Source organism: Caulobacter sp. GW456-12-1-14-TSB4 (assembly GCF_059424195.1).
Genome location: NZ_JBWKZF010000002.1, coordinates 53421 through 73703 on the forward strand (window position 1 = coordinate 53421; position 20283 = coordinate 73703).

19 protein-coding genes and 2 pseudogenes are annotated in these 20283 nt (G+C 66.4%); 16 read left to right on the top strand and 5 right to left on the bottom strand.

Annotated features, from left to right (window positions below):
- Positions 1-32 precede the first annotated feature (32 nt).
- The 4 genes and pseudogenes from AC07YH_RS02240 to AC07YH_RS02255 all read left to right on the top strand — a co-directional run.
- Positions 33-494 (top strand): DUF4126 family protein, encoded by a 462-nt coding sequence (locus AC07YH_RS02240; RefSeq protein ID WP_494745392.1) that lies wholly within the window; start codon positions 33-35, stop codon positions 492-494.
- On the top strand, positions 494-628 hold the full coding sequence (locus AC07YH_RS02245) for a hypothetical protein (RefSeq protein ID WP_494745393.1): 135 nt from the start codon (positions 494-496) through the stop codon (positions 626-628). Before AC07YH_RS02240 ends, AC07YH_RS02245 begins: the two co-directional genes overlap by 1 nt.
- 16 nt (positions 629-644) lie before the next feature.
- Positions 645-783 (top strand): annotated as a pseudogene (locus tag AC07YH_RS02250) (hypothetical protein); the annotation flags it as partial.
- A 53-nt stretch (positions 784-836) separates the two neighbouring features.
- Positions 837-937, top strand: a pseudogene (locus AC07YH_RS02255) (hypothetical protein); the annotation flags it as partial.
- A 342-nt stretch (positions 938-1279) separates the two neighbouring features.
- On the opposite strand, the gene AC07YH_RS02260 reads toward AC07YH_RS02255, so the two are convergent.
- A complete protein-coding gene (locus AC07YH_RS02260) occupies positions 1280-3067 on the bottom strand; it encodes a hypothetical protein (RefSeq protein ID WP_494745394.1) in 1788 nt (595 codons plus the stop codon).
- 105 nt (positions 3068-3172) lie between these two features.
- Positions 3173-3688: a GNAT family N-acetyltransferase gene (locus tag AC07YH_RS02265; RefSeq protein WP_494616818.1), complete on the bottom strand. Its 516-nt coding sequence runs from the start codon at positions 3686-3688 to the stop codon at positions 3173-3175.
- Between the two features lie 141 nt (positions 3689-3829).
- Between AC07YH_RS02265 and secG the strand changes: the two genes are divergently transcribed.
- The 12 genes from secG (at position 3830) to AC07YH_RS02325 (ending at position 17159) form a co-directional block, all read left to right on the top strand.
- A complete protein-coding gene (gene secG, locus AC07YH_RS02270) occupies positions 3830-4375 on the top strand; it encodes a preprotein translocase subunit SecG (protein WP_494745601.1) in 546 nt (181 codons plus the stop codon).
- Between the two features lie 113 nt (positions 4376-4488).
- Positions 4489-6141: a CTP synthase gene (pyrG, locus tag AC07YH_RS02275; protein WP_494616820.1), complete on the top strand. Its 1653-nt coding sequence runs from the start codon at positions 4489-4491 to the stop codon at positions 6139-6141.
- Between the two features lie 125 nt (positions 6142-6266).
- Positions 6267-6449, top strand: coding sequence for a 50S ribosomal protein L32 (rpmF, locus tag AC07YH_RS02280; RefSeq protein ID WP_010919589.1), 183 nt, complete (start codon positions 6267-6269; stop codon positions 6447-6449).
- A gap of 211 nt (positions 6450-6660) precedes the next feature.
- Positions 6661-7566, top strand: a complete 906-nt coding sequence (locus AC07YH_RS02285) for a retropepsin-like aspartic protease (RefSeq protein ID WP_494745395.1) — start codon at positions 6661-6663, stop codon at positions 7564-7566.
- A gap of 129 nt (positions 7567-7695) precedes the next feature.
- Positions 7696-8976 carry a phosphopyruvate hydratase gene (eno, locus tag AC07YH_RS02290; protein WP_494745396.1) on the top strand — a complete coding sequence of 427 codons (1281 nt, stop codon included), beginning with the start codon at positions 7696-7698 and terminating at the stop codon, positions 8974-8976.
- Positions 8977-9368: 392 nt separating this feature from the next.
- Positions 9369-9671: an FtsB family cell division protein gene (locus tag AC07YH_RS02295; RefSeq protein ID WP_047405705.1), complete on the top strand. Its 303-nt coding sequence runs from the start codon at positions 9369-9371 to the stop codon at positions 9669-9671.
- Between the two features lie 168 nt (positions 9672-9839).
- Entirely contained in the window at positions 9840-10871 is a 1032-nt protein-coding gene (gene pdhA, locus AC07YH_RS02300) for a pyruvate dehydrogenase (acetyl-transferring) E1 component subunit alpha (RefSeq protein WP_494745397.1), read from the top strand.
- Entirely contained in the window at positions 10868-12232 is a 1365-nt protein-coding gene (locus AC07YH_RS02305) for a pyruvate dehydrogenase complex E1 component subunit beta (protein WP_494745398.1), read from the top strand. Before pdhA ends, AC07YH_RS02305 begins: the two co-directional genes overlap by 4 nt.
- Before the next feature lie 146 nt (positions 12233-12378).
- A complete protein-coding gene (locus AC07YH_RS02310) occupies positions 12379-13674 on the top strand; it encodes a pyruvate dehydrogenase complex dihydrolipoamide acetyltransferase (protein ID WP_494745399.1) in 1296 nt (431 codons plus the stop codon).
- A gap of 25 nt (positions 13675-13699) precedes the next feature.
- Complete coding sequence (locus AC07YH_RS02315) at positions 13700-14176, top strand: glutathione peroxidase (protein ID WP_494745400.1); 477 nt, start codon at positions 13700-13702, stop codon at positions 14174-14176.
- Between the two features lie 83 nt (positions 14177-14259).
- Entirely contained in the window at positions 14260-15660 is a 1401-nt protein-coding gene (lpdA, locus tag AC07YH_RS02320; RefSeq protein ID WP_494745401.1) for a dihydrolipoyl dehydrogenase, read from the top strand.
- Positions 15661-15680: 20 nt separating this feature from the next.
- Entirely contained in the window at positions 15681-17159 is a 1479-nt protein-coding gene (locus AC07YH_RS02325; protein ID WP_494745402.1) for a DUF6880 family protein, read from the top strand.
- Here the strand turns inward: AC07YH_RS02325 and AC07YH_RS02330 are convergent.
- The 3 genes from AC07YH_RS02330 to AC07YH_RS02340 all read right to left on the bottom strand — a co-directional run bounded on the left by AC07YH_RS02330 (position 17156) and on the right by AC07YH_RS02340 (position 20283).
- Complete coding sequence (locus tag AC07YH_RS02330) at positions 17156-17551, bottom strand: DoxX family protein (protein ID WP_494745403.1); 396 nt, start codon at positions 17549-17551, stop codon at positions 17156-17158. The two genes, AC07YH_RS02325 and AC07YH_RS02330, sit on opposite strands and share 4 nt — an antisense overlap.
- A gap of 21 nt (positions 17552-17572) precedes the next feature.
- Complete coding sequence (locus AC07YH_RS02335) at positions 17573-19126, bottom strand: AMP-binding protein (protein ID WP_494745404.1); 1554 nt, start codon at positions 19124-19126, stop codon at positions 17573-17575.
- Between the two features lie 104 nt (positions 19127-19230).
- Complete coding sequence (locus AC07YH_RS02340) at positions 19231-20283, bottom strand: alpha/beta fold hydrolase (protein ID WP_494745405.1); 1053 nt, start codon at positions 20281-20283, stop codon at positions 19231-19233.

A 20283-nucleotide genomic window follows, 5' to 3' on the forward strand; every position in this document is an offset into this window, starting at 1 on the left:
TCTTCCGGTAGTTCCTAGAAGGAAGCGCCGGAATGCTCCGATCCATCCTCATCGGCCTGTCGGCCGGGTCCCGTTCGATGACGCCGCTGGCCGCGGTCAGCGAAGCCGCCCACGGCGGCCACCTGCCGGCCGACAACGGCGCGCCGTCCTGGCTGGGCAGCGACTGGATGGCCGCAGGTTCCAAGGCCCTGGCGGCCGGCGAGCTGTGGGGCGACAAGCTGCCGTCGGCCCCGGACCGCATCGTGTTGGCTGGCATCCTCGCGCGGATCGTCACCGGTGGCCTCGCAGGCGCGGCCTTGGCGCCGAAGCGTCAGCGGTATCTCGGCGCGGCCCTGGGCGCCGGCGCGGCGGTGGCGGCGTCCTATGTCACCTTTCACGCCCGCATGAAGGCCATCCGCCATTTCGGCCAGACGCGCAGCGGGCTGGTCGAGGACGCCTTGACCGTCGGCGCGGCGCAGTTGGTGACGCGGGCGATGCCGCAGCGGGGGCTGTGATGGCGGAGGAGCTTGAGCCGGAGAAGGAACCGGCTGAGCCGACGCCGGAAGAGACCGAAGGTGTCCGCCGTCAGCGCGAGCATATCGAGGAGCTGGACGGCGAAGACCCGCTGCGCGGCGGCGTGGCGGACTAGCTCAAATCCCATCCGAGTGCGGGAATTGAACCTCTCTCAACGACACAAAGCTTGTCATCCCGGCCGCAGTGAAGCGGAGAGCCGGGACCCAGGGGCAACCGCACTGGGCTTGGCCCCTGGGTCCCGGACAAGCCCTGCGGGCTTTCCGGGATGACAAGAATTGGGGGCGTCACGCTCCTGGGTGGCGCACGAGCGTTCACGCACCTTCATCCCCGACTCCAAAACCTGCCGTACAGTCTACCCACCTCGTCGCGAGGAAAGGGCGCATGGCCAGCGACCGTTGCGGCGGCGGGGGGTGATCGAGCGGGCGCGCTCATCGGTGCGGTTTCGGCCGCAACTGCATCCCTCTGGCGGCGGTCGGCCCTGGAACACAGAAACGACGTGGGATGTCGGGCCGAGGAGGCGATAGGCGGCTGGAAACAGCCGCATCCGGGACCAGGCTTCGCGGCCCGGCCCGCCCGTCGGAGGCTTCAAAGGCGAACAGGCGCGAACAGCGTCGGGACGTCACGCTTCCGGAAAACGATCACGCGGAGCGTTCGGGCTTCGTCGAAACGGTACCAAACCACTCACACTCCGGGCGTGGCCCGGCGCTCCGCGTCCCTTTCCATCACCTTCAGCGGCTCGCCGCGTGAAGCGGCGAAACCGCGCCCGTCAGTCGGCGAAATAGGCGACGTGGATGTGCATGTGACCGATGTCCTTGCCCAGGAACACCAGGCCGCGATCCGCCTTGGTCTGGACGTGCTGCACGATCTCGTCGCGCGAGCAGACGATGGTGTCGCCGTTGCGCGTGTCGGTCAGCTTGACGATCTCGGGCACGCTGGTGGCCGGCATCAGGGCCGAGATGCCGTTGGCGGTCATGACGCCGAACTGGCGCCACTTCTGGGGGCGGGCTTCCTTGCCGTTCCAGTTCTCGCCCAGACGGGTGCTGGCGATGTGGCGGACCGGGATGTCGCTGATGCCGAACAGGTTGTCGCGTCGCCATTGCTGGTAGAACCAGCTGTCGACGCTGCCGGCCGAACAGAAGTTCTCGCTGACGATGTTGGGCCAGCTGTCGCGGATGGCCGTGGCGCGGGCGTTGAACAGCTGGAAGTAGCCGTTGGGCTCGAAGTTGACGACGTCGCTCTGGCCCTCGACCACCTGGCTGTCGATGCGGCTGGTGAAGTAGAGGCAGCCCGGGTTCCACGAGTGCGACATGAAGAGCTCGTAGAAGCCCTCGTGCATGACGATGTCGGCGTCGGTGAAGACGATCCAGTCGGCGTCCTTCAGGCCCTTCAGGCCGTCATTGAGCATCTTGCCCTTGTTGAAGGCGTGGTCGTCCTCGAAGCAGCGATCCGAGATCACCAGGGTCGCGCCGTTCTCCTTGACCACCTCCTGGGTGCGGACGTCGTCGCTGGTCGTGACGACGATGATCTCGTCGAACTCGCGCATGTTGCTGGGCAGAGTGAGGGCCAGGTCGTCGCCATAGCCGACCGAGGTCAGGACGCAGACCACCCGGCGCGGCTTGGTCGAGTTGTGGCCGATGCCGACGCGGCGGCCGGAACTGGCGTCGCCGACATAGTTGTCGCGCGTCTCGACCTGGCGCTTCTGCATGTGCAGCTCGGGATCGAACATCTCGTAGGCGCGCTTGCGGATCGCCGGGCTGCCCAGCTTCTTGAGGATCTGCTTGTGCTCGGCCGAGATGATGTCGCGGTCCAGCAGGTCCAGCTGCGACGGGCCCGGCTGGGCCAGGCCGCAGTAGTTGCAGAGGTCCAGCTGGTCCTTGAAGTCTTCCGGCGTGCGCTGCCACCAGCCGTGCTCGACCGGCCAGGCGCGCTCGCCGTTGAAGTACAGGCGGTCGATCGCGCCGGCGACTTCGCAGAAATAGGCGCCCTTGTCGTTGATCGTCGCCGACCAGAGCTTCTGAACCCAGCAGTTGTCGCGGTTATATTCCCACTCGGCGTCCGACATGCCGGTGGCCTGGGTGTAGTCCTTGCGCGAGATCAGCAGCGCCTGGTGCTGGCCGGCCGTCTCGTGCGTGTTGGTGTTGAAGTGGCTGTAGACCTCCATGATGGTCTCGTAGTTCTTGTAGAACCCGTTCCCCAGGCTGGTCCAAAGCCCGCGACCGTTCGAGCGGTCGAACAGGCGCTGCGTGGCGAAGTCGTTGAAGTCCTTGATCGGCGCCTTGCCGTTCGAGGTGTTCTCGCCGCCCCACAGCTCGGCGAACCGGCGCGAGATCTGCTCGAAATTGCCGTGCAGGGTGGGCTCGCCGGCAATGACGCCGATGACCTTGTTGGGAGCGTTCCAGCCTTCCATGCTCCGGACCGAGCGCTCGAAGGTCTCCAGCTCCATGTCGCGGCGCTGGGTCTGGTGCGGGATCAGACGCGTGCAGTTGCTGCAGGCCAGGTGGCACTTGGTGCTGATGTCGATCTGGACGATGTCCATGTCGGCGGGCGAGCGCATCGGGATCTCCGTTCCGGTCGCGGCCGATTCGAGGCGCGATGGTTAACGCCGAAGATGCCTATGTTAACCAATGCGGTCGATAACACTGATCGCCGCACCCTGCATTTAGAGCTGCAGGCCGTAGAGCCGGCGATCGCGCCGTTCGCCGTCGCGATGCACCGCGCCCTTCAAATAGCCCTCGGCCTTGAAGCCCAGCTTCTCCAGCAGCCGTTCGGCGCGGTTGTCGCCGACGTGGATGCTGGCCACCAGGCTCTTGAGGCCCTTGGCGGCGGCGTGGGCGAGGAGGGCGCTGACGGCTTCGGCGCCGAAGCCCTGGCCCCAGCCCTTGCGATCGACCACGAAGCGGATCTCGGCGCGCTCGTGGCGCTTGTCGATGTCGATGAAGTCGCAATAGCCCAGATAGGCCCCGCTCAGCGTGTGGCGGATGCTCCAGTAGGCGGCGTCGCCGGCGGTCATCTCGTCGACCTGGGCGGCGACGCGGCTGGCCACCTCGTCGGGATCCTCGATCGGCTCCTGGTCGAGATTGGACATCACCTCCGCGTCACTCAGGAACGGATAGATCAGGGGCGCGTCGTCGACCTTCAGCGGAGCGAGGGTCAGGCGTTCGGTCTCGAGGATCATACGGTCCGACGGTCTAGCTTCAGGGGTTGCGTTTGGGAGCACGCTTCCCAGCTATGGCGCGGAGCGCTCGCTAGTGGTAGAGGGGCCGCTTCGTTTTTCGCGCGGCATTTCGCCCGCGCCCGGATCGAGAATACATTCCACATGCTTATCGGCGTCCTGCTGGCCATCAATATCGTCGTCTGCCTCGGTCTGATCGGGGTGGTGCTGCTGCAACGCTCCGAAGGCGGCGCGTTGGGCATGGGCGGCGGTAACACCGGCTTCATGACCGCTCGCGGCGCGGGTGACCTGCTGACCCGCATCACCTGGATCCTGTTCTCGGTCTTCCTGCTGATCAGCCTGACGCTGACGATCCTGACGGGTCGCGCCAACACCGGCGGTTCGGTCGCCGATCAGGTCAAGGGCCTGGACGCCAAGACCCTGAACGCCGCCCCGGCCCCGATCGCTCCGCCGCCGGGCTCGCTGAACTCGCTGCCGGCCTCGCCGGACAGCCAGCCGGGCGCCATCCAGGCCCCGACCCCGCAGATCAATACGCCGGCCCCGGCCGCCGCCCAGCCCTCGCTGCTGGCCCCGACCCCGGCCCCGAAGGCCGAGGCCAAGAAGCCGGCGGCCAAGCCTGCCGAAAAGCCCGCAGCGGCCGCCCCGACCCCGACGGTCGCGGCTCCGCCGGCGGAACAGCCCAAGCAATAACCGTCCCAAGACGGCCTTCCACTGACCCCCGAGGGCGACCTCGGGGGTTTAATCTTGTTGATGAACGCAGGTCTTTTTCCGGCGTCGTCGAATCACGGGTAAGCTGATCGCCCATGACGCGGTACATTTTCATCACCGGCGGCGTGGTTTCCTCGCTTGGCAAGGGTCTGGCCTCGGCGGCGCTCGGCGCGCTGCTGCAAGCGCGTGGCTACACGGTTCGCCTTCGTAAGCTCGATCCCTATCTCAACGTCGATCCGGGCACGATGAGCCCGTATCAGCACGGCGAGGTCTTCGTGACCGACGACGGGGCGGAAACCGACCTCGACCTCGGCCACTACGAGCGCTTCACGGGTGTCTCGGCCAAGAAGGCCGACAACATCACCACGGGCCAGATCTACAAGACGATCATCGAGAAGGAGCGCCGCGGCGACTATCTCGGCGCGACCGTCCAGGTGATCCCGCACGTCACCAACGAGATCAAGGACTTCGTCCTGTCGCCCGCCATGGACGAGACGGGCAAGAAGCCGGTCGATTTCGTGCTGGTCGAGATCGGCGGCACGGTCGGCGACATCGAGGGCCTGCCGTTCTTCGAAGCCATCCGCCAGCTGCGCCAGGACCTGCCGCGCGGCCAGAGCTGCTACCTGCACCTGACCTTGCTGCCGTTCATCAAGACGGCCGGCGAGATGAAGACCAAGCCGACCCAGCACTCGGTCAAGGAGCTGCGCTCGATCGGCATCCAGCCCGACATCCTGCTGTGCCGCTGCGAGCAGGAGATCCCGGCCGAGGAAAAGCGCAAGATCGCCCAGTTCTGCAATGTCCGCCCCAGCGCGGTCATCCAGGCGATGGACTCGGCCTCGATCTACGCCGTGCCGATCGACTATCACGAGCAGGGCCTGGACGCCGAAGTGCTCGACGTCTTCGGCATGAACGATGCGCCGGCTCCGGACCTGACGCGCTGGAAGACGATCGACAACACCGTCCAGCATCCCGACGGCGAGGTCACCATCGCCGTCGTCGGCAAGTACACCGTCCTGAAGGACGCCTATAAGTCGCTGATCGAGGCCCTGCATCACGGCGGCCTGGCCAACAAGGTCAAGGTCAACCTGGATTGGGTCGAGAGCGAGACCTTCGAGGGCGACGAGGGCGCGGCCGCGGCCCGCCTGGAGAACGCCCACGCCATCATGGTGCCCGGCGGCTTCGGTGAGCGGGGCGCGGAAGGCAAGATCAGGGCGGCCCAGTTCGCCCGTGAACGCAAGGTGCCGTACTTCGGCATCTGCTTCGGCATGCAGATGGCGGTCATCGAGACCCTGCGGAACGTCGCGGGGATCAAGGACGCCAGCTCGTCCGAATTCGGCCCCACCGAGCGTCCCGTGGTCGGCATCATGACCGAGTGGATCAAGGGCAACGAGACGGTCCAGCGCCGCTCCAACGACGACCTGGGCGGCACCATGCGCCTGGGGGCCTATGACGCGGTCCTGACGGCCGGTTCGAAGGTCGCCGAGATCTATGGCTCGACCGACATCAGCGAGCGTCACCGCCACCGCTACGAGGTCAATATCGGCTATGTCCACCTGATGGAGGACGCGGGCCTCAAACTGACCGGCCGCTCGCCCAACGGCGTGCTGCCCGAGATCGTCGAGCGGGACGACCATCCGTGGTTCATCGGGGTGCAATATCACCCGGAACTGAAGAGCCGTCCGTTCGCCCCGCACCCGCTTTTCGCCAGCTTCATCGCCGCCGCGAAGGAGCACGGACGGCTTGTGTGACGGATTTTCCCCAGGTGCTTGCGTCTGGGGAGAGATTCGGGCATAAGCCCCCGCTCACGCGGCGGCCTGGGTCGAACCCTAGTCGCCGCTCTCAATTTTCACGCTCAGCGAGCAGAGTCACTTCGATGGCCGTTCCCAAAAGAAAAACTTCGCCTTCTCGCCGGAACATGCGCCGGTCGCACCACGCCCTGGGCGCCAACTCGTTCATCGAGGACAAGGACACCGGTGAGCTGCGCCGTCCGCACCATGTCGATCTGAAGACCGGCATGTACAACGGCAAGCAGATCCTGACCCCGAAGGAAGACTAAGGTCTCCTTTCGTCAGTGACGATTTCGAAAACGCCGCCTGGTTCGCCCGGGCGGCGTTTTTCGTCGTATTTTCGTCGTGCGCCCAAAAAACGGTGTTAGCCTTCCGCATAGGGAGGATGCCCCCATGCTCACACGCCGAAACATCACGGCGGGACTGGGATTTTCGTTAGCCGCGTCGCCGGCTCTTGCCGGGTCCGCGATCCCCGTTCCCGTGAACCAGACGCCACCGCCGCAGACCGCCGCGCCGCTACCCGACGAACCCGTGCTGATCCTGGACGCGTCCGTGGACGACGACGACCGCCTCACCGTCGAGGTTGAAGTCAACGGGCAGGGGCCCTTCAACTTCGTGGTCGACACCGGGGCAGGGCGCAGCGTCCTAACGCCCAGCGTCGCCGAAAAGCTGAAACTGCCAGCCGGCCCCAACATCCTCATCCACGGCATCTCCAGCGCCATCACCAGCCCGACCGCTCGCATCCAGAGCATGCAGGCCGGCGAGGCCAAGCTGGGCAGCGCGACCTTACCGGTGCTGCCGTACGAACGGGTCGGCGCCGATGGCTTGCTGGGCGTCGACATCCTGGACCGCCGCAACGTGGTTATGGACTTCAAGAAGCGTCAGCTGCTGATCCGCCGCAGCCGATTCTTCTCGGAGCTGAGCCGCCGCGCCGATGAAATCTCGGTGCCCGCCGACGCCCGTTTCGGTCGGCTGACCCTGACGGACGTCCGCATAGGCGGCAGTCGCGCGACCGCCTTCATCGATTCCGGCGGCGGGGTCTCGATCGGCAACATGGCTCTGCAGCGCGCGATCGCTGCCCGCCGTCGTCGCTCGGCCGACTTCGTAAAGCAAGCGCGGCTCGTGACCGCCGGCGGTGAGATCTATCTGGGCGAGTTCCGGGTCGTGCCGTCGATCAACATGGGCAATCTGCAGCTGACCAACATCCCGATGGCTTTCGCCGATGTGCACATCTTCGACGTCTGGGGGCTGAACGACCGGCCCGCGGCGCTGATCGGGGCCGACGTGCTGAAGCTGTTCGCCAAGGTCGAACTGGATTTCGGCTCGGACCGCGTGCTGTTCAAGCTGGGCCAGAAGAACGGCCTGACGCCGATCTACAACGTCTGAGCCTACTGAAAGCGACCACGCCTTCCCTTTGTGACCGATGATCAGTCGGCCGCTTAAAGGGAAGTCAAGTTGCGCCCGAAGCGCATGGCGGCTAAAGCCACCGCGCCTTTTGGCCTTGAGGAGCAGTCCATGACCGAGATCGTCGACATCATCGCCCGCGAAATTCTCGACAGCCGGGGCAACCCGACCGTCGAAGTCGACGTGATCCTGGACGACGGCGCGTTTGGCCGCGCGGCGGTGCCGTCGGGCGCATCGACCGGCGCTCACGAAGCCAACGAAAAGCGCGACGGCGACAAGGCCCGCTACCTGGGCAAGGGCGTCCTGCAGGCCGTGGACGCGGTCAATGGCGAGATCTTCGACGCCCTCTCGGGCGTGGACGCCGAAGACCAGCGCCGCGTCGACAACCTGCTGATCGAGCTGGACGGCACGCCGAACAAGGCCCGCCTGGGCGCCAACGCTATCCTGGGCGTCTCGCTGGCCACGGCCAAGGCCGCCGCCGAGTCGGCCGGCCTACCGCTCTACAAGTACGTCGGCGGCGTGAACGCCCGCGTGCTGCCGACCCCGATGATGAACATCATCAACGGCGGCGCCCACGCCGACAACCCGATCGACATCCAGGAATTCATGATCCTGCCGACCGGCGCGCTGAGCTTCCGCGAAGGCCTGCGCATGGGCGCCGAGATCTTCCACAGCCTGAAGAAGGCCCTGAAGGACGCCGGCCACAACACCAACGTCGGCGACGAGGGCGGCTTCGCCCCGAACCTGGCGTCGGCCGAAGCCGCGCTCGACTTCATCGTCAAGGCTGGCGAGAAGGCCGGCTACAAGGCCGGTGACGACTTCGTCCTAGGCCTGGATGTCGCCTCGACCGAGTTCTTCAAGAACGGCAAGTACGAGCTGGAAGGCGAGGGCAAGTCGCTCGACCCGGCCCAGATGGTCGATTACCTGGCCGGCCTGGCCGGCAAGTTCCCGATCCTGTCGATCGAGGACGGCATGGCCGAGGACGACTTCGAAGGCTGGAAGCTGCTGACCGACACCCTGGGCAAGAAGGTCCAGTTGGTTGGCGACGATCTGTTCGTCACCAACCCCAAGCGCCTGCAACTGGGCCTGGACCAAGGCCTGGCCAACTCGATCCTGGTCAAGGTCAACCAGATCGGCACGCTGTCGGAAACCATCGACGCCGTCGATCTGGCCCACCGTCACGGCTACACCAGCGTCATGAGCCACCGCTCGGGCGAGACCGAGGACTCGACGATCGCCGACCTGGCCGTCGCCCTGAACTGCGGTCAGATCAAGACCGGCTCGCTGGCCCGCTCGGACCGCACGGCCAAGTACAACCAGCTGCTGCGCATCGAGGAAATGCTGGACGACCAAGGCGTCTACGCCGGCCGCAAGGCGTTGAAGGTCCGCTAGGACGCTTCAGCCCGGCTGAACACGACGAGGGCGCGGTTTCCGAAAGGAGGCCGCGCCCTTTCCTTTGCGCGCTGCGGGGCAGGCGAGGGGGCTCGGTGATGGCGATTCTGCATCCCCCAGGACCCCGGATCGGGCTTCCAGAAGGGTTAGCGCGCCAGTTAACCCACAAATTTTCTAAAAGCTCGGCAGTGGTTTCAAACGAGACCATTTCGGCGTTGTTCGCGGTCGCGAAATGGCTTCGCCCATGCAGTATCTAGATGCGCGTGAAACGATCTCACGTGAAAGCATCGCTCGCCTGATCGGCGAACAGGCAAAGACCCTTCTCAAAGCCCGGATTTAGAAGGCGTTAAGCACGGTCTGCGACTCTGTGAGTCCCTCTCCGGGACCCAGAGATGTTCGCCCGACTGCAACCCTTCCTGCCGACTGCGGCGATCTTTTTCCTGATTTTCTACTTCGCCTTTCACGCTTTGACGGGTGATCGAGGCCTGCTGTCCATTTCGCAGCGCAATGCGGACCTCGCAGCAAAAACAAAGGAACTCAGGAAGATACGCGCGGAGAGGATGGACCTCGAGGCCCGTGCTCGTCTATTACGCAGCGGCAGTCTGTCGGCTGATCTCCTGGAGGAGCGTGCGCGTTCCCTCCTAGGATATGCCGACCCGAGGGACTATGTGATCCGCGTCAAGCGTCCGAGCTGACGGGTCGCCTATTCCTGGAATCGGCTGCTGGTCAGTTCGCGGATCACACAGGTCCAAGGATTGATCTTGGCGATACACCAGGGTGTTTCCTTCGCGGAACCGACGATTTTTCGGCGGGAAACACTCTCAGGACGAAGGCCGCGATGAAGATTGGCCAGGGAGATTTGAATGGCGCGTACGCGCAAGGCTGAGGCCTCTGAGGCGAAGGGCGTAGACACCGGTGTCAACGACTTCGTCGGCAAGGACGAACTCCTGAAATTCTATCAGGACATGCTGCTGATCCGCCGCTTCGAGGAGCGCGCCGGCCAGCTGTACGGCATGGGCCTGATCGGCGGTTTCTGCCACCTGTACATCGGTCAGGAAGCCATCGCGGTCGGCATGCAGTCGATCTCGCAGAAGGGCGACCAGATCATCACGGGCTACCGTGACCACGGCCACATGCTGGCCGCGGGCATGGATCCCCGCGAGGTCATGGCCGAGCTGACCGGCCGCGCTGGCGGCTCGTCGCGCGGCAAGGGCGGCTCGATGCACATGTTCGACATCGAGACCGGCTTCTACGGCGGCCACGGCATCGTCGGCGCGCAAGTCGCGCTCGGCACCGGCCTGGCGCTGGCCAACAGCTACAAGGGCAACGGCAACGTCTCGTACGCCTATATGGGCGACGGCGCGGCCAACCAGGGCCAGGTCTACGAGAGCTTCAACATGGCCCAGCTGTGGAAGCTGCCGGTCGTGTACGTGATCGAGAACAACCAGTACGCCATGGGCACCAGCGTCGAGCGGGCCGCCTCGGAAACCGCGTTCCACAAGCGCGGCGTCTCGTTCCGGATCCCGGGCGAGGAAGTCGACGGCATGGACATCGTCGCCGTTCGTGAAGCCGGCGCGCGCGCCACCGAGCACGCCCGTAGCGGCGCGGGTCCCTACATCCTCGAGATGAAGACCTATCGCTATCGCGGTCACTCGATGTCGGACCCGGCCAAGTACCGCACCAAGGAAGAGGTCGACGAGGTCAAGACGACCCGCGACCCGATCGACCACATCAAGGAACGCTTGGCCAAGGCCGGCGTGACCGAAGACGACCTGAAGGGCGTCGACGCGGAAGTGAAGCGCATCGTCGCCGAGGCCGCCGAGTTCGCCCGCACGAGCCCCGAGCCTGATCCCTCGGAACTGTATACCGACGTCTACCTGGAGGCCGCCGAGTGACGGACATCCTGATGCCCGCGCTTTCCCCCACGATGGAGGAAGGCACCCTGGCCAAGTGGCTCGTCAAGGAAGGCGACACCATCAAGGCCGGCGACGTGATCGCCGAGATCGAGACCGACAAGGCGACGATGGAAGTCGAAGCCGTCGACGAAGGCGTGGTGGAAGCCATCCTGGTTCCGGCCGGCAGCGAGAACGTCAAGGTCAACACCCTGATCGCGCGCCTGAAGGGCGAGGGCGAAGCCGCGGCTCCGGCCGCTCCGGCTGCCGCTCCCGCCGTTGCTGAAGCCGCTCCGGCTCCGGTCGCCGCTGCTCCTGCGACTGGTGGCCCGATCTCGGCCGCCTCGACCTTCGCCGATCCGGAAATTCCGGCCGGCACGCCGATGAAGAAGATCACGGTCCGCGACGCCCTGCGCGACGCCATGGCCGAGGAAATGCGCAAGGACGACCGCGTCTTCCTGATGGGCGAGGAAGTCGCCCAGTACCAGGGCGCCTACAAGGTCAGCCGTGAGCTGCTGCAAGAGTTTGGCGACAAGCGCGTCATCGACACCCCGATCACCGAGCACGGCTTCGCCGGCATGGGCGTCGGCGCGGCGATGGCCGGCCTGAAGCCGATCGTCGAGTTCATGACGTGGAACTTCGCCATGCAGGCGATCGACCACATCATCAACTCGGCCGCCAAGACGCTGTACATGTCGGGTGGCCAGATCAAGTCGTCGATCGTGTTCCGCGGCCCGAACGGCGCGGCCTCGCGCGTCGGCGCCCAGCACAGCCAGGACTACGCCGCCTGGTACGGCAACGTGCCCGGCCTGAAGGTCGTCGCGCCGTATGACGCGGCCGACGCCAAGGGCCTGCTCAAGGCCGCCATCCGCGATCCGAACCCAGTCGTCTTCCTCGAACACGAGATGATGTACGGCCACGAGTTCGACATCCCGGACGTCGACGACTGGGTCGTGCCGATCGGCAAGGCCAAGGTCCGCCGCGAAGGCACGGACGTCACCCTGGTCGCCTACAGCCGCATGGTGGGCTTCGCCCTGAAGGCGGCCGAGGAGCTGGAGAAGGAAGGCATCTCGGCGGAGGTCGTCGACCTGCGCACGATCCGTCCGATGGACCACGCCACCGTCCTGGAAAGCGTCAAGAAGACCAACCGCCTGGTCACGGTCGAGGAAGGCTGGGGCCCGATGGGCATCGGCGCCGAGGTCGTCGCCCGCATCACCGAGTTCGGCTTCGACTACCTGGACGCCCCGCCGCTGCGGGTCCACCAGGAAGACGTGCCGCTGCCCTATGCGGCGAACCTGGAAGTCCTGTCGCTGCCTTCGGTCGAAAAGATCGTGAAGGCGGCCAAGGCGGTCAGCTACCGCTAAGAACGGCGCGGCCCTTGCTCCTGAAGAGCAGGGGCCGCATCGTCTTGGCCAACGAATTCATCCCGCTTCAAAGCGGGGTATCGCGGACGGCGGCCCGGCAGACTATGCAGGCTAAAACCGTCCCGAACGATTGAGGAAAAAGCTCAATGTCGATCGACATCCTGATGCCCGCCCTGTCGCCCACCATGGAGGAGGGAACCCTCGCCAAGTGGCACGTCAAGGTCGGCGACACCGTCAAGGCCGGCGACGTGATCGCCGAGATCGAGACCGACAAGGCGACGATGGAAGTCGAAGCCGTCGATGAAGGCGTTATCGAAGCCATCCTGGTCGACGCCGGGACCGAGAACGTCAAGGTCAACGCCCTGATCGCCAAGCTGGCGGGCGAGGGCGAAAGCCCCGCGCCGGCTCCGAAGGCCGAAGCGCCCAAGGCCGCCGCTGCCGCGCCGGCTCCGACGGCTGCTCCCGCCGCCGCTGTTCCGGCCGCCCCCGCGCCGGCCGCTCCGGTCGCCGCTGACGGCTCGCGCGTCTTCGCTTCGCCGCTGGCTCGCCGCCTGGCTTCGGCCGCCGGCCTGGACCTGAAGGGCATCAAGGGCACCGGCCCGCATGGCCGCGTGGTCAAGACCGACGTCGAAGCCGCCAAGTCGGGCGCTCCGGCCGCCAAGGCCGCTTCGGTTGCCGCGCCCGCTGCCGCCGCTCCGGCCGCCGCCGCGCCGCGTCAGGTCCAGTCGCTGGAGCAGCAGGGCATCCCCGCCGGCTCCTACGACCTGATCCCGCTGGACGGCATGCGCAAGACGATCGCGCGTCGCCTGACCGACAGCTTCCGCGACGTGCCGCACTTCCCGCTGGTCATCGATCTGGAGATCGACGCCCTGCTGGCCGCGCGCGCCAAGATCAACCACCTGCTGGAAGGCCAGGGCGTGAAGGTGTCGGTCAACGACATCATCATCAAGGCCGTGGCCGTGGCCCTGAAGCGCGTGCCGGAGGCCAACGCCTCGTACACGCCGGAAGGCATCGCCATGCACAAGCACGCCGACATCGCCGTGGCCGTGGCCATCGATGGCGGCCTGATCACCCCGATCGTCCGCGCCGCCGAGACCAAGGGCCTGGCCCAGATCTCGGCCGAGGTGAAGGATCTGGCCGCTCGCGCCAAGTCCAAGAAGCTGAAGCCCGAGGAATTCCAGGGCGGCACCTTCTCGGTCAGCAACCTCGGCATGTTCGGCATCAAGCAGTTCGCCTCGATCATCAACGAGCCGCAAGGCGCGATCATGAGCGTGGGCGCCGGCGAGCAGCGTCCGGTGGTCAAGGATGGCCAGCTGGCGGTGGCCACCGTGATGACCGTGACCCTGACCTGCGATCACCGCGTGGTCGATGGGGCCATCGGCGCCAAGTTCCTGGCGGCCTTCAAGCCGCTGATCGAAGAGCCGCTGACCCTGATCGTCTGATCTAAGTCGCGGTAAGGGGACGGCTATGTCGGTCTACGACTATTCGGCCAAGACGCTGGACGGCCAGGACGTGAGCTTGGCCGACTATCGCGGCCAGGTGCTGCTGATCGTGAACACCGCCAGCAAGTGCGGTTTCACGCCTCAGTACGAAGGCCTCGAAGCGCTCTACAAGGACTTCAAGGGCCGTGGCTTCACGGTCCTGGCCTTCCCCTGCAACCAGTTCGGCGCTCAGGAGCCGGGAAACGCCGAGGAGATCGCGAACTTCTGCTCGCTGACCTACGACGTGACCTTCCCGGTGATGAGCAAGATCGACGTCAACGGCGCCGACGCCCACCCGCTCTACAAGTTCCTCAAGAAGGAACAGAAGGGCCTGCTGGGCACCGAGGCGATCAAGTGGAACTTCACCAAGTTCCTGATCGGCAAGGACGGCGAGGTCGTCGAACGTTTCGCGCCCACGGTGAAGCCCGAAGACCTCAAGGTCGCGGTCGAGGCGCTGCTTTAGTTTCTCCCGGATCGGCTCGCGGGCCGATCGATCTAGGCCGTCCGGCTCCTCCCGGGCGACGTCCAAGCTAGGGTTAGATGAACATGTCCACGGAATTCGATGTCGTCGTCGTCGGCGCCGGTCCTGGCGGCTATGTGGCCGCGATCCGCGCCAGCCAACTGGGTCTGAAGACGGCCATCGTCGAGCGTGAAAACCTGGGCGGTATCTGCCTGAACTGGGGCTGCATCCCCACCAAGGCCCTGCTGAAGTCGGGCGAGATTTACGAGCAGCTGTCGCATCTCGCCGACTACGGCCTGTCGGTCGAGAAGCCCGGCTTCGACTTCCCCAAGATCGTCGAGCGCTCGCGCGGCATCGCCAAGCAGATGTCGTCGGGCATCGCGTTCCTGATGAAGAAGCACAAGATCGAGGTCATCGAGGGCGAGGCCAAGCTGGAGAAGGGCAATCCTGCTCCCAAGCTGGTCATCGCCCTGAAGGCCGGCGGCAGCCGCACGGTCCAGGCCAAGAACGTCATCCTGGCCAGCGGCGCCCGCGCTCGCGAGATCCCGGCCATCGGCGCGGTCTCGGACGGCGACAAGATCTGGACCTATCGTGACGCCCTGGCGCCCAAGACCATGCCCAAGTCGCTGGTCGTGATCGGCTCGGGCGCCATCGGCATCGAGTTCGCCAGCTTCTACCGGGCCCTGGGCGCCGAGGTGACCGTCGTGGAAGCCCTGGACCGCATCATGCCAGTCGAGGACGCCGAGGTCTCCAAGGCCGCCCAGAAGGCTTTCGAGAAGCGCGGCATCGCCTTCCGCATCGGCGCCAAGGTGTCCAATGTCGAGAAGACCAAGGACGGCGTCTCGGTCACCGTCGACGTAGGCGGCAAGATCGAGCAGCTGACGGCCGAGAAGTGCATCGTCGCCGTCGGCATCGCGCCGAACAGCGAAGGCCTGGACGCCGTCGGCCTGAACCTGGACCGTGGCCATGCCGTGACCGACAAGCACTGCAAGACCAATGTCGCGGGCCTCTACGCCATCGGCGACATCGCCGGCGGCCCGTGGCTCGCCCACAAGGCCAGCCACGAAGGCATCCACGCCGCCGAGGCCATCGCCGGCTACAAGACCCCGAACGTCCACTCGCCGATCCCGGGCTGCACCTACGCCAACCCGCAGGTCGCGTCGGTCGGCTACACCGAAGCCGGCGCCAAGGCGGCCGGCATCGAGGTCAAGGCGGGCCGCTTCCCGTTCCGCGTCAACGGCAAGGCCGTGGCCGCGGGCGAGACCGAGGGCTTCGTGAAGACCGTGTTCGACGCCAAGACCGGCGCCCTCATCGGCGCCCACATGATCGGCCACGAAGTGACCGAGATGATCCAGGGCTTCGTCACCGCCATCACCCTGGAAGCCACCGAGGAAGACCTGCACGGCATCGTCTACGCTCACCCGACCATGTCGGAAGCCATGCACGAAGCCGCTCTGGACGCCTACGGACGAGTCCTGCACATCTAGGCCTCGTTTGAGGACACTGGATGGCGCGCAAGGCCGCGACGACGACGGACGACGCCCTAAACAAGACGGGGCCGGACAAGGTGAAGCCAGCCAAGGCGCGGAAGGGGTCCAAGACGACCCTTTCCGAGGCCAATCTGGTCGACCTGGGGCCCGAGCGCCTGGCCGCCATCCTGCTCGATCTCTCCAGCGACAGCCACGTCAAGCGCGTGCTGCGGCTGGAGCTGTTCGCGGAGTCCAACACCGAAGGTCTGGCGCTGGAGATCGGCAAGCGCCTGGCGACGGTCGGCAAGTCCTCGTCGCGCATCAATTGGCGCAAGCGCGCGGCCTTCGCCAAGGACCTAGATTTGCATCGCGGGATGATCGAGCGGCTGGCGCAGGACGACGCCAACGCCGCTCTCGACCTGATGCTCGATCTGCTGGACATGGCGACGCCGACCCTGGATCGCCTTAGTCAGGCCGAGGGGCCGATCGGCGACGTCTTCCTGGCCGCCCGGGATGGCATCGGCGCGATCGCCGCCAGCGCCCTGCCGGACCCGATCGCCCTGGCCGACCGCATCGCCAACCTGCTGCGCCGCGACGACTACGCTCAGTTCGGGCCCGTGGTGAATGCTCTGGGCCCTTTGCTCGGCAAGATGGGACAGGCCCACCTCCGCGAGACGCTCGAGAAGCTGCTGGCGGCCCGTTCGATCCGCGACGCCCGCAGCGCGATCTATCGGGATGCCCTGCGCCGCCTGGCCGATGCCAGCGGCGATGTCGACGCCTTTGAAGCGACCTTCGCGCCGGAACTGCGCAAGACGCCTCTGGTCTCGGCCGAGATCGCCCGCCGCCTGCTGGAAGCCGGCCGTCCCGAGGACGCCCTGGCCACGCTCCATGCCGGCGCACCGAGCGAAAAGTCCGGCCGCCACCAGAGTTCGCTGGAAGAACGCTCGGCCTGGGAGGAAGCGATGCTGGAGGCCCTGGAGGCCACCGGCCATCACGACGAGGCCCAGAAGCGCCGCTGGGCGGAGTTCGAGCGCACGCTCTCCATTCCGCGCCTGCGGAGCTACCTGAAGGGCCTGCCGGACTTCGACGACGTCGAGGCCGAGGACCAGGCCAAGGCGGTCGCCAAGCGCTTCCCACAGTTCGACACGGCGCTGGCGTTCCTGGTGTCCTGGCCCGACCTGCCGGCCGCCTCGCGCCTGGTGCGGGATCGCGCCGGTGAGATCAACGGCGCCGACGACACCCTGATGGTCGAGGCCGCCCGTCGGCTGGAAGGCGCCTATCCGATGGCCGCGACCCTGCTGCTGCGAGCGTCGATCCAGTATGTGCTGACCTATGGTGTCGCCACCCGCTACGCCGAGGCCGCGCGCCAGCTGCTGGAGGCGGAGTCGCTGTCGGTGATGATCGGCGACTTCGGCGAATATCCCGACCACGAAGCGTTCGTGGCCGACCTGCGCGCCATGCACAGCCGCAAGCAGGGCTTCCGCACCGAATTGGAAGCCCTGGGCGCGACCTTCTAGGGTCGCTTGCGAACCTGGGCGTCCAGGCTCCACTCACCGGGACCTTGGAAGACGAAGTACAGGAACAGGAAGCAGAACAGGATCGCCGCCTCGCCGCCGTTCAGCGCCGGCCAGAAGCCCTTGCTGCCATGGGCCAGGAAGTAGGCCACCGCCATCTGGCCCGACAGGATGAACGCCACGGGCCGCGTGAACAGGCCCAGGACCAGCAGACCGCCGCCGACGACCTCCAGCCACGCCGCGACGACCAGGATCGACGGCAGAGGATCGGGCGCGCCGGGCTGAGCGGCCGGGAAGTGGAACAGCTTCATCAGGCCGTGCTCCATGAAGAGCAGGGCGGCGATGATGCGCAGCACACTCAGGACGCGCGGAGACCAGACGGCGAGACGTTCCATGCTTCTTCCCCCAAATCGGCTTTAGGCGGCGCGGGTGTCCGTCTCGGCCATCCGCTGGATGGCGACATAGTCGGTCTTGCCGCTGCCCAGCACGGGCACCTCGGTCACCTTGAGGATCTTGCGCGGCACGGCCAGTTCGGGCGCGCCGATCGTCTGGGCGTGGGCGACCAGGGGGCCGACATCGGCGTCGGGACGGTCGGTGACCAGCACCAGCTTCTCGCCCTTCTTCTTGTCAGGCATCGAGATCACGGCGTGACGGCCGTTGGGCCACACGGCCGAGGCCAGGTCCTCGGCGGCGGTCAGGGAGACCATCTCGCCGCCGATCTTGGCGAAGCGCTTCACGCGGCCCTTGATGGTGATCCACAGGTCGTCGGTGACCGTGACCACGTCGCCCGTGTCGTGCCAACCGCCCTCGGGCGCGTCGACGCCGCCATCCTCGCGCAGATAGCCGGCCATGATGTTGGGACCGCGCACCAGCAGCTTGCCGCCCTCGGGGATGCCTTCGACCGGCTCGATCTTCCAGTCCTGGCCCGGCAGCAGTCCGCCGACGGTGCCACGACGGTTGTCGGTGGGCTTGTTGACCGCGATGACCGGCGAGGCCTCGGTCGCACCGTAGCCCTCCAGCACCGGCACGCCGCCGAACTTCTCGGCGATGATGTTGTGCGTCTCTTCGCGGACCTTCTCAGCGCCGCAGACGATGAACTTCAGGCCCGACAGCTCGTCGCTCTCGGCCGAGCGGGCATACTGGTTGACGAAGGTGTCGGTCGCCAGCAGCACCGAGCCGCCGACGTCCTTGATCAGCGGCGGGATCTGCTTGGTGTGCAGCGGCGAGGGGTACTGGAACGCCTTCATGCCGGTCATCAGCGGCAGGATCACGCCGGCGGTCAGGCCGAAACAGTGGAAGACCGGCAGCGGGTTGAAGAACACCCAGGCCGGGTCCAGCGCGATGTGGGCGGCGATCTGCTGGGCGTTCGTCACCAGGTTTGCCTGGGTCAGGACCACGCCGCGCGGCGCGCCGAAGCTGCCCGAGGTGAACAGGACGACGCCCGTGTCGGACGGCTTGGCTGGCGCGCGGAACTGGCGCGGGAAGAGGCCGGCGGCGGCGGCGAACAGCTTGTCGCTGAAGCCGATCGTGCCGCGCACGTCTTCCAGATAGGTGATTTCAGCCTGCTCGCCGATGGCATCGACGATGTCGTGCAGCTTGCCCAGCTCGATGAACTTGTGGGCGGTCAGCACGCGCTTGACCTTGGCCAGCTTGCAGGCGGCCTTGATGTTGCGCAGGCCCGCCGTGAAGTTCAGCATGGTCGGCACGCGGCCGAAGGCGTGCAGGGCGAAGAAGGTCACCACCGAGCCCGCGCCCGACGGCAGCAGCACGCCGACGTTCTCGCCCGGCTTGGTCATGGCCGCGATCTTGCGACCCAGCGCGAAGCTGGCCCGGATCAGGTCCGTATAGGACAGCGGATTGCGATCCTGGTCCTCCAGGATCGGTTTCTTGGCGCCGTACTTGTCGCGGGCGTCGATGAGGGCGTCGAAGATGGCCTTTTGGCCAGCTTGCGCGTCGTAAGCTACCGCCATACCGGCGAAACCTCCCCGAAGAGCGAAAGCGCGCTCCCGTTCTTAAACGTCGAGTCTGCCGGGGAAGGTCCAGCTTTGCAAGAAAGAGTCACAAAGCGTGAGGCTCACCCCTTGCGGCGCAAGGCTTTGTCGGGTGCGCGAGCCTTGGTGAAATCAACGATCGCGGCCAGCCAGAGCTGTCGGACGGCGTCCGATTCCATGTGCAGGGCGTGTCCCGCGTTTGAGTAGCGGGTCTCCTGGCAGCTCGTCATCGCCGCGCAAAGCCGGGTCTGGGGCGAGGCCGAGACGGCCTTGTCCTGGCCGGCGGTCAGCATCAACGTCGGCACGCTTGTATGGCGGATATCCTGGGCGGCAGCCTCGGAGGCGTCGAAGAAGGCGGCGAACCAGCCCAGGCTCCGCCCGCCCATACGCAGGTCGGGATTGGCCAGCATCCAGGCGGCCTGGACCTTGCTGCGCTCCGCATCGTGGGTCAGGCCGCCGTCCGTGGCGTCACGCCGCCAGCCAGGCTGGTTCGGGGTCTTGATCCAGCCCAGGCGCAGGAACCGCATGGCCGGCGTGAATTTGGTGAAGTCCGAACGGGGCCGGGGCAGGGCGGTCAGGCCGAAGGCGGGCGAGGATAGGACCAGGCCGTCCATGGCCAGTCCCTGCTCGGCGGCGCGCAAGGCGACCAGGCCGCCCTCGGAATGGCCCAGCACGATCAGCGGCGTATAGGGACTGGGCCGGACCACGCCCTTGACCAGGGCGCGGACGGCCGCGACGTCGGGATCGAAGCTGTCGATGTGGCCAAGATCGCGCCAGGGCGTCTTGCGTTCCGAACCGCCCTGGCCCTGGCGCTCCAGCACCCATACCGAAAAGCCCTGGTTGGTCAGGTCGGTCACCGTCTCGAACCAGGCCTCGGCGCTTTCGCCATAGCCGGTCAGGATCAGGATCGAGGCCTTGGGCGCGACGGGCGGAGACGCGACGCCGTAGCGCTGCACCAGACCCTGGCCGCTGCGGACATAACCCCAGGCCCAGCCTTGCGGCGGATAGAAGCGTGAACTCAGCGACGGCGGGGTCCGGCTGTCGGCGAAAGGCGCGCGAGAACCCCCGTCTCCGCAGGCGGAAACGGCCAGGATCGGGACCAACGCCAGGGCGATAGCGGTAAGGCGGCGACGCAT

Bases quoted from the DNA above. Each gene is read 5' to 3' on its own strand.
- AC07YH_RS02240 (WP_494745392.1), top strand. From the start codon at position 33: ATGCTCCGATCCATCCTCATCGGCCTGTCGGCCGGGTCCCGTTCGATG.
- AC07YH_RS02265 (WP_494616818.1), bottom strand. From the start codon at position 3,688: ATGATCCTCGAGACCGAACGCCTGACCCTCGCTCCGCTGAAGGTCGAC.
- lpdA (WP_494745401.1), top strand. From the start codon at position 14,260: ATGTCCACGGAATTCGATGTCGTCGTCGTCGGCGCCGGTCCTGGCGGC.
- pyrG (WP_494616820.1), top strand. From the start codon at position 4,489: ATGACGCGGTACATTTTCATCACCGGCGGCGTGGTTTCCTCGCTTGGC.
- AC07YH_RS02325 (WP_494745402.1), top strand. From the start codon at position 15,681: ATGGCGCGCAAGGCCGCGACGACGACGGACGACGCCCTAAACAAGACG.
- pdhA (WP_494745397.1), top strand. From the start codon at position 9,840: ATGGCGCGTACGCGCAAGGCTGAGGCCTCTGAGGCGAAGGGCGTAGAC.
- AC07YH_RS02315 (WP_494745400.1), top strand. From the start codon at position 13,700: ATGTCGGTCTACGACTATTCGGCCAAGACGCTGGACGGCCAGGACGTG.
- AC07YH_RS02260 (WP_494745394.1), bottom strand. From the start codon at position 3,067: ATGCGCTCGCCCGCCGACATGGACATCGTCCAGATCGACATCAGCACC.
- AC07YH_RS02245 (WP_494745393.1), top strand. From the start codon at position 494: ATGGCGGAGGAGCTTGAGCCGGAGAAGGAACCGGCTGAGCCGACGCCG.
- AC07YH_RS02330 (WP_494745403.1), bottom strand. From the start codon at position 17,551: ATGGAACGTCTCGCCGTCTGGTCTCCGCGCGTCCTGAGTGTGCTGCGC.
- eno (WP_494745396.1), top strand. From the start codon at position 7,696: ATGACCGAGATCGTCGACATCATCGCCCGCGAAATTCTCGACAGCCGG.
- AC07YH_RS02295 (WP_047405705.1), top strand. From the start codon at position 9,369: ATGTTCGCCCGACTGCAACCCTTCCTGCCGACTGCGGCGATCTTTTTC.
- AC07YH_RS02335 (WP_494745404.1), bottom strand. From the start codon at position 19,126: ATGGCGGTAGCTTACGACGCGCAAGCTGGCCAAAAGGCCATCTTCGAC.
- rpmF (WP_010919589.1), top strand. From the start codon at position 6,267: ATGGCCGTTCCCAAAAGAAAAACTTCGCCTTCTCGCCGGAACATGCGC.
- secG (WP_494745601.1), top strand. From the start codon at position 3,830: ATGCTTATCGGCGTCCTGCTGGCCATCAATATCGTCGTCTGCCTCGGT.
- AC07YH_RS02310 (WP_494745399.1), top strand. From the start codon at position 12,379: ATGTCGATCGACATCCTGATGCCCGCCCTGTCGCCCACCATGGAGGAG.
- AC07YH_RS02340 (WP_494745405.1), bottom strand. From the start codon at position 20,283: ATGCGTCGCCGCCTTACCGCTATCGCCCTGGCGTTGGTCCCGATCCTG.